Raw genomic sequence first — 12,660 nt, 5'->3', positions numbered from 1 at the left:
GTGGCCGACCTCGAGGGTCGTCGTTGCGTACCCGAGGCGATCGACCCGGAGCTGGTACTGTTCGGCATCCGGCACGGCGGCGGCGCTCAGGCCCATGCTCAGAAGAAATGGAACTGCGATGAGTCGCTTCATAATCCCCGTCCTGGAACCCCGGCTTGTTCTCGCTCGCTGCCGGTAGGGTCGCACCGGGGCGTGGCCGAGAGTGTTTCGGCCGCAATGATAATAGTTTCTCACTAGAGAGGCAACCGGGATGCTTCGCGTGGGGGTCATGAGGCCGGTGGTTCAACCGAGGGCGCGCCTGCGCGATGGCTTCGCGGACGCTCCCCACGGGCTCGGCGGCCGCCGCCCGTGCCTCCCGTTCGGCGTGCAGGTCGTGGATCTACGCCTCATGCTCCTTGGCGAGCTTCCCCCTCCCGCCCTTGGCGAACACCTCCGGCACGGCGTCGAGCAGCGCCTCACCGTCTCGGGCCGCCGGATCACGATGACACCTCGCGGGTTGCGAGAGCTCCCTCAGCCCCCCACCTTACCCTTCACCCCAAGGTCATAAATAAGCCGGGTTCATGAATAAGCCGGGTTCATGAATAAGCCGGGTTCAGCTACTGTCCCGGATCAGGAAGTGACAACCCATGTCTCGTGCGCTACTCACTATCATCGTCGCCACCGCCGTTTCCTCCTGCGTCACGGAATCCGGCGGACCCCCCGCTCTGCGCGAAACCCTACCGAACGGCGCGCTCCTGGTGCGGTATCCCGACCTGCCCGCCATCGACGACACCGTGCCGGAAGTCACCGAAGCGAACGTGGATCTGAGACTTGGCTCCATCGACGGAGAGGACCTGAATCTCGTCTTCGGCGCCATCCGGGGCGTCCAGGCCGCCAGCGACGGTACCATCTACGTGCTGGACCAGCAGGCCTCGGAGGTCCGCGTTTTCGACTCCGGTGGCCAATACCTGCGGACGATCGTACGGCAGGGGGAGGGCCCGGGGGAGATTGCGGCTGCCAACGGGATTTTCCTCTCCGGAGACACCCTCCTGTGGGTCCACGACACCGGCCAGTGGAGGGTCATCGGGGTGGACCCTACCGGGGTGGAGGTTCGGCGGTTCCTGAAGCCTGTCATGAGTTACACGTACATCTGGAACGGGACCTTCGACAACCTGGGCCGCTATTGGAAGGAGACCTCCCAGATCGTCGGGGAAGCGAGCTTCCCGCCTCCGATGGGACTGAGCTACGTCACCCAGCGTCACTACTTCAAGTCCTACGACCTGTCCACCGCGGCCACGGACTCCGTCTACTTCGGTGAAGTCACGGGGCGGTCCTACGCATACTCCACGCCCGAGATTCTCTGGGGCTTTCTCGACATTCGCTTCGAGGCCTCCGAGCCGGTTGTCGTGAACCCGTCCGGGGGATTCTGGCGTGCGAAAACTGCGGAGTACCGCATCGCCCGGACCACCGAAGATGCTGACACATTGGTTGTCATCGAGGCCGGGCTGCCCGTGCAACCGGTGACGGACGAGGACCGTGCCGCCTACGTGGAGGAGTATCTCGAGTTCATGCCCGAACTGCGCCGCGAGGCCGAGGAAGTTGCGGCTCTCCTCCCCGACGTCAAGCCCGTTCGTAGACGACGAAGGCCGGCTGTGGGTGCAAAGGGTCACTCCAGCCGATGCGCCCGCGTTCTACGACCTCTTTTCCCAAGACGGAGACTACCTGGGCTCCGTTCGCCTCGGGTTCGAGGCAGCCGGCCCACTCTGGATCCGGCATGGCGCCATATACACCTGGATCACGGACGAGATGGGTGTGGGGTACGTCGTCAGGGCACCCCTAGTCATGAAGCCGGCTTCCTGACCAGCACGTACCGGCCATATTCCCGATCGGGAAAACCCCGGCAACGCTCGCGCCGGCCCCCAGCAGGCGGGTAAAGGCCCGGCGTGCGGTGCGCCGCCACGCCAGCGCCTCGTCCGGACTACGACCGCCCCTCACCAGCCCGGACCAGGAGGGAGATCCACATGTCTGATCGCGTCACCCTCTTCGCGACCTGTCTCGGCAACAACTTCTTTCGCGACGCGGTGGACGACGCGATCGGCCTGCTGCGCGATCTCGGCTTCCGGGTCGATCTCGCACGGGGTGAGACCTGCTGCGGTCAGCCGGCCCACTCGTCGGGGTACCGCAGGGAGGCTAGGCGGATGGCCGAACGCACGGCAACGCTTGTCGACGGCGGCGGCCGACGTCCCGCGATCTTCCTCTCCGGCAGTTGCGCCAGCATGGTTCGGAACGGCTATCGCGAGCTGCTTGGCGAGCGGCGTGGGGCGGAGATCGGCGACCGCGTTTTCGAGCTGGGCGAGTTCCTTGCGCGGGAGCTAGGTGGCGAGGGAGCCGCCGGCGTTGCCGCAGCGCCGGGAGCCGACCTCGAATCCGCCGACGCCGGCGAACCGGGCGGTGCACTTCCGAAGCTCGGCGAGGGTCTTTGCGGCAAGCGCATCGCCTACCACCACGGCTGCCACGCATTGCGCGAGCTCGAAGTGCGCGCTCAGCCGCCGGCTCTGCTCAGGGCCTGCGGCGCGGAGACGGTCGCGTGGGAGGCGGCCGAAGAGTGCTGCGGCTTCGGCGGACTCTTCTCGACCAAGTTTCCGGAGGTCTCGGCGGCGATGGCCGATCGCAAGCTCGACACCCTGCCCTCGGTCGACGCTCTAACCTCGGCTGACCCCGGCTGCCTCATGCAGCTCGGCGGACGGCTGCGCAGGCGCGGCGGAACCCTGCCCGTCAGGCATCTCGCAAGTCTCCTTCGGGAAGGTATGGGTGCGGCTGCGCGGGGTATGGCTTCGCGTTAGCTTCTCTGTCCAGGCTGGGGCGACGCCCGCTGCGGTTGGTGACCGGCCCCCTTCGGGCCGGTGGACCGAGGCTCTGGCCACGAACGCACAGGAAGAGCGAACATGACCCGCAATGTGAACGGTACCGACCTTGAGATCGCGGTCCTGGGCGGCGGATGCTTCTGGTGTCTGGAGGCCGTCTTCCAGGAGGTGGTCGGCGTCGTGGCCGTCAAGTCGGGCTACGCCGGCGGCTCATCGCGCAACCCAACCTACAAGGACGTATGTTCGGGAACGACGGGTCACGCCGAGGTCGTCAAGGTGGAATTCGATCCGAGCGTCATCTCCTACGGCGAACTGCTCGAGATCTTCTTCGTCATCCACGACCCCACCACCCTAGACCGTCAGGGCGCCGACGTCGGCACCCAATACCGTTCCATCATACTCCACACCTCCGACCGCCAGCGCGAAGTCGCGGAGGAGCTGGTCGAGGAGCTCGACCGCGACGGCCCTTGGGACGCCCCCATCGTGACCCGAATCGAGCCGCTCGCGACCTTCCATCCGGCCGAAACCGAGCACGACCGCTACTTCGCCCGCAACCGAAGTCAGCCTTACTGCGCCTTCGTGGTCGCGCCCAAGGTGGCCAAGTTCCGCAAGCGCTTCGCCCACCGCTTGCGCAGCATGACGATCGCGTTCGCGCTCGTCGGGGCGGCCGCGTGCGGCGGGGGGAGCCCTGCGGCGGATACGCTCATACTCGGCGGCTCGCTTCTCGACGGCAGCGGCGCAGAGGCCGTGACGGCCGATCTGGCGATCACCGGGGAGCGTCTCTCCTTCATCGGAAACGCCGCAGCGGAGGGCGTGGAGGCGCGGGACACCCTGGATGCGACCGGTCTGACGATCACGCCCGGGTTCATAGACATGCACTCGCACGCGGAGCTCGAGACAGATCACGGACGAGACGCGCGCGCCTTCCTCCATCAGGGAATCACGAGCGTGGCCCTGGGGCTCGACGGCGGAGGCCAGCCGGAGGTCGCCGAACAGCTCGCCGCCTGGACCGAACAGGGAATCGGCGTCAACGCCTTCACCTTCGTCGGCCACAACGCCGTACGCTCGCGGGTGATGTCCTTCGACGACCGCCCGCCAACGGAGGAGGAGCTCGGCCTGATGGGCGATCTCGTTCGTCTCGCCATGGAGGGCGGGGCGTATGGGCTGTCGAGCGGGCTGTTCTACCTTCCGGGCAACTACGCGGAGACCGAAGAACTGATCGCGCTCAACCGGATCGCCGCCGAATACCCGGGGGCCATCTACGACACTCACGACCGCGACCTGGGCGCCGCCTACCCGCCCTTCGGTTACCTCCGTTCCATCGAGGAGGGCATCCGCATCGGAGAGGAGGCCGGCACCAAGGTCATCTTCAGCCACTTCAACGCCCAGGGGGCTCACAACTACGGCCGGGCTCCCGAAGGTGCGAGGCTGATCGAACAGGCCCGCGAGCGAGGAGTCGAGGTGGCGGGAGCGCATCACTCCTACACCGCGACCCAGTCCAACCTGCGGTCGTACACGATCCCTAGCTGGGCCGTGGTCGGCGGCCACGACGAGATGCTTCGGCGTTTCGACCATCCCGACACCCTCGCCGAAATCGACCGTCAGACCCGCGAAATGCTCGCCATCCGGGGCGGGGCCGATTCGATCATGTTCGTCGACCGTAGGGAAGGACTGAACGGCCGCACCCTAGGCGAGCTGGCTCGCGAGTGGGGCGTGGATGCGCCCGAAGCGGTGCGGCGCGTTCTCCGAGACGGCAACGCTTCCGTCATGAACCATGGGCTCTACGACGCTTGGAACACCCGATACCTCGCCGGGCTCGACTGGATGATGACCTGCACCGACGGTCGCGATCCCGGACCCGAGCGGGCGATCACCCATCCGCGGGCTTTCGGCTCGTTCACCAAGAAGCTGCGTGAGCTTGCGATCGAAGAGGGCGTCGTCGCGCTGCCCTTCGCAGTTCGGTCGATGACCGGGCTCGCCGCCGACTTTCTGGGCTGGAACGATCGAGGCTACCTGCGGGAGGGACACTACGCCGACATCGCGGTCTTCGATCTCGACGAGCTCTTCGACGAAGCCACCTACGAGGCGCCGAGGCGCTACTCGCGGGGCACCGTGCATCTGCTGATAAACGGCGAGTTCGCTATCAGGGAGGGCGAGCACACGGGGGCGCTGGTCGGTCGGGCTCTCAAGCGGGGCGGGACACCGGTCTAGCGGCCCGTGGACAAGGCTCCCACGGCAGCGGACGCCGCATCCGCGCGAGGCGCTTCGCAGCTCTCGGGGCTCGTGCGAGCTTCGCGCAGGTAGCTAGATTTCGGCCCGGTCAGGGTCCTCGGTCCGGTCGCTCACCTCCGGGTCGTCGCTCCGCTCCGGGCGTTGGCGGGCCGGCGCCGGCGAGACCGTGAGGGCGCCGCCCAGGAGCTTTTCGGTGAAATCGAGGCGCGCGTCGATGTTGGTGACCTGATTGTCGAGCTCCATCATGTCGCCTCTCATCCTACGCATGGCTTGCGCGTTGGCCCGTTCCTTGCTCACATCGAACTTTCCGACCAGCCACTGGGAGACGAGAATGCCGGAGACGCCCATCCCGCCTCCCGCCAGAAAGGCCAAGACTATCACCATCCATTCGTGTATCTCCATCCGCCGCTTCTCTCCGTGCCGGCATCGCGGGGCTCTCCGGCCGACGGATGCCTTGACCGATCCGGGTGTTGGGCCGCACCTGTTTGACGAAACCAAGGCCCGGTAAGTTCCACTTCGGGAGGTGAACGCCATGAACCTGCACACCGGAACCAGCGGATTCAGCTACAAGGAGTGGAAGGGCCCCTTCTACCCCGAGAAGCTGCCTGCCGGCAAGATGCTCGCCCACTATTCGGAGCGGCTGCGGGCGGTCGAGATCAACAACACCTTCTACCGGCTTCCCAAGGCCGAGGTGCTTGAGAAGTGGCGGAACACCGTCGGACCGAGGTTCCGATTTTCACTCAAGGCCTCCCGGCGCATCACCCACTTCTCGCGCCTTCGGGAGAGCGCCTACGAGCCGACCGAGTACCTGCTCGACACCGTCCGGACGCTGGGCGAGAGCCTGGGCGCGCTCCTCTTCCAACTGCCGCCCAATCTGAAGGCGGACCACGAGCTTCTCGCCGGCTTCCTCGCCCGGCTGCCCGAAGACGTGCCCGCCGCGTTCGAGTTCCGGAACGACTCGTGGAACACGGACGGCACGAACGAACTGCTGCGCCGGCACAAGGTGGCTCTGGTGCGCTCGGACACGGACGACGCGGACGCGGACGCTCCTCTGGTCTCGACCGCGCCCTGGGGATATGTGAGGCTGCATCGGTCGGCCTACTCCGAGACGGAGCTCGACTCCTGGGCGGAGCGGATCCGCCGCACCGGCTGGGATCGCGCCTTCGTCTTCTTCAAGCACGAGGACGACGCGGCCGGACCGAGGCTGGCCGAGGACTTCGCGACTCGGTTCGAGGGCGAGTCCGGCTCGGGGTAGGAGCCGAATCGTTCCGCACCCCGCGCACCCATCTCCACGCTCCACACTTCGCCGATTCGATATAATTTTGAGCGCGGGCGATACAGGCCGGCGACGGCAGCCCCGAAGTACAACACGCTTTCGTGCCGATCGGCCGCCCTCTCTCGATTGTGAGATCACCGCCGATCCGGCGTGGCGTCACAACAGTTGCGGAGAGAGATGATTTCAGTTGAAGGAGTCACGAAGCGATACGGCTCCGTCACGGCGGTCGACGGCCTCAGTTTCGAGGTCGGGGTCGGCGAGGTGGTGGGCTTTCTGGGTCCCAACGGCGCGGGCAAGACGACGACCATGCGCATGATCACCGGCACCCTCCAGCCGGACGAAGGCCGGATCCTGTTCGACGGCGAGCCGATCGCCGACAACCTGACCGAGGCCAAGCGCCGGGTCGGCTACCTACCGGAGGCCAACCCGCTCTACGACGAGATGCTGGTCGTCGAGTATCTCGAGCATGTGGCCGATCTGCGCGCCATGAGCGCGGCCGAAGCCCGGGCCGGGATCGCGAACGCCGCCGAAGAGACCGGGCTGGACGCAGTGTTCTTCCGGCCCATCGGTGAGTGCTCGAAGGGTTATCGCCAGCGCATCGGGCTCGCTGCGGCCATCCTTCACCACCCGGAGATCCTCGTCCTCGACGAGCCCACCGAGGGGCTCGACCCCAATCAGCGGGTCGAGATTCGCAGGCTCGTCTCCGATCTTGGCCGCAGGCGCACGGTGCTGTTGAGCACGCACGTGATGCAGGAGGTGGAGGCGACCTGCTCGCGGCTGGTGATTCTCCATCGAGGCAAGCTGCGGAAGCAGGGGACGGCCGAGGAGCTGCGGGCCGACCGCGAGGGGATCGCTAGCTACGTGGTGGAGCTTGCACGAGGAGAGGATAACGTGGCTGGAAGCGAAGGTGCCGAGAGCAGTGCCGCCATTCACGGTGCGCTCGGGGCTCTCGACGGGGTCGCGAGCGTAAAGGTCGAGTCCGCGAACGGCCGCACGCGGGCCCGCCTGGAGTCCCGCCCGGGAGCCGAGCACCTGGGACCGGAGATCTTCGCTCTCACCCGCGACCGCGGCTGGACGCTTTGGGAGATGCGCCGGGAGAGCGATTCTCTGGAGGACGTCTTCCGGGAGCTCACTCGGGACGGAGACGCGGACCTTCTTCAGACGACTATCGAGGAAGCAGGCGTCACCGAGGAGGATTCATGAAGGGTTCGTTGACCGTGGCCCGGCGCGAGCTTCGCAGCTCGTTCGACCAGCCCACCGCCTATGTCCTCGCTGTCGCCTTCCTCGGGGTCTCGCTCTTCTTCGCATTCCGCGACATGTACGCGACGCAGACGGCTTCGCTGCGCTCCATCTTCGGTCTCCTTCCCTGGATCTTCGCGTTCCTGGTGCCCGCAGTGACCATGCGCGCGGTGGCCGAAGAGAGGCGCGGACGCACCATGGAATGGCTTCTGGCGCAGCCGGTCTCGGAGGCCGACATTCTCATCGGCAAGTTCCTGGGGAACTGGGCCTTCGTCCTGGTCGCCCTCGCCGGAACCCTGCCGACCGCGATCGGCGTGCTTCTCGTGTCGGACGCCGATCCCGGAATCATGGTCGCCCAATACGTCGGTGCGGCTTTCCTCGCCGCCCAGTTCGTAGCCCTGGGACTGCTGGCCTCGGCGCTGACCCGCAACCAGATCGTCGCCTGGATCGTGGCGGCCACCATCGCCTTCGTCCTCATCCTCGTAGGGCAGCCGGTGGTGCAGATCGGACTTCCGACGCTCATATCGGGGTGGCTGGAACGTCTTTCGGTGATCTCGCACTTCGACAACGTGGCGCGCGGCGTGATCGACCTGCGCGATCTCGTCTACTTCGCGACCACCTCGGCTTTCTTCCTGGTTCTCGCCATAGGCGTGGTGAGCCGCGACCGGCTCAGCCCTTCTCGGGCCGAGGCCAGGCGCCTGCGGCTGGGCGTCTGGGTCGTGACCGGTCTCGTCCTGACCGTCAACCTCCTGGGGTCGCACATCCGCGGACGGATCGACCTGACCGCCGACTCGCTCTATACCCTCTCCGACGGGACCCGCCAGGTTCTGGGAGATCTCGACGACATCGTCCAGATAAAGCTCTACGCATCCGACGAACTGCCGCCGGAGATCCAGATCCAGCTTCGCGACGTGCGGGACCTGCTCTCCGACATGCGCTCAGCCGCCGGTGGCAACCTGGTGGTGAGCGAGATCGATCCCGAGGGTGACGAGGAGGCCGAGGCCGAAGCGGCGGGCTACGGCGTTTATCCCGTGCAGTTCAACGTGCTTCGCGACGACGAGTACGTGGAGCGTCGCGGCTACTACGGCCTCGTGGCGCTCTACGCCGACGACAGCGAGATACTCCAGGTGGTGCGCCGGACCGACGACCTCGAGTTCCGGCTGGTTTCGTCGATAGACCGGATGACCGGAACCGACCGAGGCGAGGTCGCGTTCGCCAGCGGCTTCGGGATGAAGGGGGCCGCGGAGGTTCCGCTCCTTTCCACCGGCCTCGGGGATCGCTACGAAATCACCTCGATCGAGATCGCCGGAGACTCGGCGCCGCCCATCGAGCTAGGAGAGGGAGACGTGCTGGTGCTCGGTGGACCCACGCAACCGCTCGACAGCCTGGCCGTGGAGAGGGTGCGGGCGTTCATGAACGCCGGCGGCTCGGCTCTGATCTTCGTCGAGCCCATACTGCTCAATCCTCAGAATCCCACCCAGGCCATCCCGGTCTTCTCCGGGATCGAAGGCTTGCTGGCGGACCGGGGGGTGCGCACAACCGGCCAACTGGTCGCCGACCTCGCCTCCCATTCGAACGTGGACACCGGACGGCGCTCGTTCTTCGGTCCGGTAGTCTCTCCCTACCCCCTCTGGCCTATCGCAATGCGCGGCTCGGACCACGCCACGGTCTCCGAACTCGAAAGGCTCTCCCTGCGCTGGGCTACCGCTCTGGAGGCGGAGGACAGCGCGCGGATTACGCCTCTGTGGGTCACGAGCGAGGCGGCGGGGCTCAAAGGCCCCATGGAGCCCCTGGTGCCGCAACAGGATTGGACGCGACCGAGAGAAGAGCTCGAAACGCACATGGTCGGGCTGGCGGTGCTGCCGCTCGAGGGCGAATCCGAAGGCAGGCTGGTCGTGGTGGGTGACGCGACCTTCGTCGAGGAGGCCGACGTGCAGGCGAATCCCACGAACCTCATCTTCCTTGCCAACGCCATCGATTGGCTGGCGCAGGACGATGTCCTGATCAACATCCGTTCCAAGAACCGGGAACCGGCTCCGCTAGTGTTCGAGGACGACGACGCGACCAAGGAGTTGCTCAAGTGGGGCAACCTCGCGGGGATGCCGCTGCTCTTCATAGCGATCGGCGCAATCCGCATAACCGGCCGCAGGAAGCGCGCCATGGCCCGTTGGGAGGAGGAGGAGAAAAAGTGAGTGATCGCACCCTTCGCATCATGGTCGGACTCCTGGTGGTCACGGCGGCCGCCTGGGGGATCGCCACCCTGCTGCCGGAGAGGGAGGGAACACCCGATGCCGCCGGTGAGATCGCGGCCTTCTTCGACGAGGTGAACCGGGCGGTCGAATCGGTGCGCATCGAGAGCACGGCGGGTGAATTCGAGCTCATCCGTGGTGATAGCCCGACCGGCTGGCTGATAAACGGGTACGCCGCCGACTCCGCCAATCTCGCCCGCTTCTGGGACGTGATCGACGGCGCCGCGATCGGCAGTCTCGCCGCCTCGAATCCGGACAACCACGAGCGCATGGACGTGACCGACGACAGAGCCTGGACGCTCGAGTTCCTAGTCGGTGGCGAGTCCCGGACGCTGCTGGTCGGTGGCCAGGGCGCCCGCTTCGCGACCTCCTACGTGCGGCTGCCCGGCTCGGACGAGGTCTACCTGCTCGAGGGCGACCTTCGCGTTCACATGCGCAGGCAGCTCGACGACTGGCGCAGAAAGCGACTCCTGACCGTGGATACCGCCAGGGTGGCGCGGGTCGAGATCGAGCGCGACGGCGAATCCTACGCCATCGTGCGCGGCGACTCGGCGTGGAGCTTCGCCGACGAAGGTGGTGCGCTCGACGCCTCCGGCCTGCGTCAGTTGATGACGGACCTCAATCGGGTCGACGCCCCCGGCTTCCTCGAGGCCGGAGACTCTCTGGTGGCGATGGAGCAGGCTGCTTCGCTCCGAGCGCTCGGACCGGACGGTTCCGTCATGGGCGCGCTCACCCTGGGCGCCGGCGAAGGAGTCGATCATCTACCGACTGCAGGCGTTCCGGGTGGACCGCATGTTCCCGCTCCGCGAGGAACTCGCTGCGGAGGAAGAGGAAGGGAACTAGCGAGCCACTTCGTGCATGGCACACGTCCGAAACGACGGCCCTTGCCACCCAGAGGAAACCTGTTAAGGTCCTGCCCGCAGGGTTCGATGGTCATCCCGACCTTCGAACCGTCACCACCTGCCGCTTGGGCCGAATGCCCGGGAGATGACATGCAGTCACTGATCGTTCAGGACTTCCCGGCTGCCGAAGCCGAGGTACCTGTACCTGGTCCGCTCGCGGTCGGAGAAACCGTTCCACCGGCGTCCGATGAGACGCTGAGCTTGGAGACCGACGGGATGACTGCAGTTCGCGGAACTTCGGTCGCCGTCACGGATCTTGCCGAGGTAGCGCGTAGTTCAGGAGTAGGCGGTCTTGGTCCGATGGCCGCTCCCGGTCTCCGCAGTGACTCGTTTGACGATGCGGTCGACCTGGCTTCGGGTTGTGCGGAACCGGTGTCGAGTACCGGAATTGCCGAGGAATCGGTGCCCGTCGCCATTCCACACGACTGTGCGGATTATGTCTATTCGCACGAGGTGGCTGAGGATGGATTGGGCTTCGAAGTCACCGCGTGCCGGCTCCTGGATGAGTATGAAGAATCATATACTTTCTCAGCAGGCGCGACTTTTATTGTCTCCGTCCAGAACAGCATCACCGTAACGAGAAAGGTTTGTGTCTATAGTGACGCCTGTGGGGGAAATAGGTCGCCCGTGGCATCCCAACGCTGACCATGGCTACCCTCGCGAAATCGATGTCGGCGGTCGCGTTGGCTCTGATCGGTGGCGCCATCGGCGGCTCGGCTCAGCAAATAGTTGAAGTCGACTTCAACTCCGGGCGCCACATGATTGATGATGAGTGGCGAGCAATCACTATGGAGTCCGACTACATGGCGTTGGACCGCACCTTGGGTGTTCTCTATGTCAAGGACCTTGAGGACGTCGACGCCGTCATGGTATTTTCGATGGAGACCGGGGAGCGGGTGCGGACCATTCCCGTTCCTCGAGGCGACGGTCCGGCGGAGATCCGGAAGAGTTGGAGCGGCATCGCGGCGGTACCGGGTGAGGGCATCTTTGTCAAAGGACAGTACAGAGTCATCGAGTTCGATACGGCCGGGCAATTCATCTCCCTCTGGCAACCGGAGGCCCCGGGTAGCAGGGATGTCTGCAATTTCGGCGGACAACCTGCTGTTCCGGTCCACGATGCCGTCCTGCTGCGCGCGCCGACGGGCGATCGGGGCATCGGTCCGCGGTTCGTTCCCGGGAGGCTGCCCGATCCGGACCTAACTGTGTTTGTAGCGGATGTGGACTGTACGCGGGATGTGGCGTATGTGCTATTTCCTAACAGGGACGTGCTTTCGCTCAGAGACGTGCAATTGTTGAGGCAGGGTCAGCCACCGAAGGTTACGGATTACGAGTCTCTGATCTCTCTGGTCGCATATTCGAGTGACGGCGAAACCAGCCTTACCATTCCAGGCGAACTGTTCGATCCGTCTGGTGGACCATACGGTCTATCTCTGGACGACCACGGCAATCTCGTTCTTCTTACCACATTTCGTGGCGTACAGGGTGCAATTTTCAGGGCTGACGGTGGGTGCCATGCGGTTGTTCGCACCGACGATTGGGACACACAGCACAAGTTCATGCGCGTATACGCCGACAGTGCTTTGGTATTCCGTCGGATCACAGAAACACGGAACGTCGGTGGAAGAGAAACCCGGGTTATGTACCAGGATGCGGACGGCGTCTCTCTGCATCCGTTCCGCCATGTAAGCGGAGATCCCTGCCCGGGCATCCTGCCCTCCTTGGATCGGGAGACCGGGCGCAACGGGGCCGAATCCGCTGCGGACAAGAGACACGCCGAGCCGGGTCGGGCAGGCTAGCCGGGACGGCGCCTCCCGACAACCCACCCCGGTGGTCATGGCTCACCCGCCGTGGTCATCGGGGACCCGGTTCGAGATCGACGCGGAATCCGAGACCTTGCCGGCAAGGAGAACGCTGGGTGC

General features: G+C 65.5%; 9 protein-coding genes. 8 read left to right on the top strand and 1 reads right to left on the bottom strand.

Annotated elements, in window-relative coordinates:
* Positions 1–626 precede the first annotated feature (626 nt).
* The 3 genes from J4G12_09545 (at position 627) to msrA (ending at position 5,054) form a co-directional block, all read left to right on the top strand.
* Positions 627–1,913 carry a 6-bladed beta-propeller gene (locus J4G12_09545; protein ID MCE2456036.1) on the top strand — a complete coding sequence of 429 codons (1,287 nt, stop codon included), beginning with the start codon at positions 627–629 and terminating at the stop codon, positions 1,911–1,913.
* Between the two features lie 87 nt (positions 1,914–2,000).
* On the top strand, positions 2,001–2,822 hold the full coding sequence (locus J4G12_09540; GenBank protein MCE2456035.1) for a (Fe-S)-binding protein: 822 nt from the start codon (positions 2,001–2,003) through the stop codon (positions 2,820–2,822).
* 102 nt (positions 2,823–2,924) lie between these two features.
* On the top strand, positions 2,925–5,054 hold the full coding sequence (gene msrA, locus J4G12_09535; protein ID MCE2456034.1) for a peptide-methionine (S)-S-oxide reductase MsrA: 2,130 nt from the start codon (positions 2,925–2,927) through the stop codon (positions 5,052–5,054).
* Between the two features lie 93 nt (positions 5,055–5,147).
* Here msrA and J4G12_09530 read toward each other — a convergent pair whose 3' ends face one another.
* A complete protein-coding gene (locus J4G12_09530; GenBank protein MCE2456033.1) occupies positions 5,148–5,477 on the bottom strand; it encodes a hypothetical protein in 330 nt (109 codons plus the stop codon).
* Between the two features lie 130 nt (positions 5,478–5,607).
* Between J4G12_09530 and J4G12_09525 the strand changes: the two genes are divergently transcribed.
* The 5 genes from J4G12_09525 to J4G12_09505 all read left to right on the top strand — a co-directional run bounded on the left by J4G12_09525 (position 5,608) and on the right by J4G12_09505 (position 12,537).
* Positions 5,608–6,330, top strand: a complete 723-nt coding sequence (locus J4G12_09525) for a DUF72 domain-containing protein (protein MCE2456032.1) — start codon at positions 5,608–5,610, stop codon at positions 6,328–6,330.
* Positions 6,331–6,528: 198 nt separating this feature from the next.
* A complete protein-coding gene (locus J4G12_09520) occupies positions 6,529–7,554 on the top strand; it encodes an ATP-binding cassette domain-containing protein (protein ID MCE2456031.1) in 1,026 nt (341 codons plus the stop codon).
* Entirely contained in the window at positions 7,551–9,782 is a 2,232-nt protein-coding gene (locus J4G12_09515; protein MCE2456030.1) for a Gldg family protein, read from the top strand. The genes J4G12_09520 and J4G12_09515 overlap by 4 nt, the downstream gene beginning before the upstream one ends.
* Positions 9,779–11,386 carry a DUF4340 domain-containing protein gene (locus J4G12_09510; protein ID MCE2456029.1) on the top strand — a complete coding sequence of 536 codons (1,608 nt, stop codon included), beginning with the start codon at positions 9,779–9,781 and terminating at the stop codon, positions 11,384–11,386. The genes J4G12_09515 and J4G12_09510 overlap by 4 nt, the downstream gene beginning before the upstream one ends.
* A gap of 2 nt (positions 11,387–11,388) precedes the next feature.
* Entirely contained in the window at positions 11,389–12,537 is a 1,149-nt protein-coding gene (locus tag J4G12_09505) for a hypothetical protein (GenBank protein MCE2456028.1), read from the top strand.
* Positions 12,538–12,660 lie beyond the last annotated feature (123 nt).

It is taken from the genome of Gemmatimonadota bacterium (genome assembly GCA_021295815.1).
Lineage (GTDB): Bacteria > Gemmatimonadota > Gemmatimonadetes > Longimicrobiales > Gaopeijiaceae > JAGWBQ01.
This window is presented reverse-complemented; position numbering and strand designations above follow the sequence as displayed.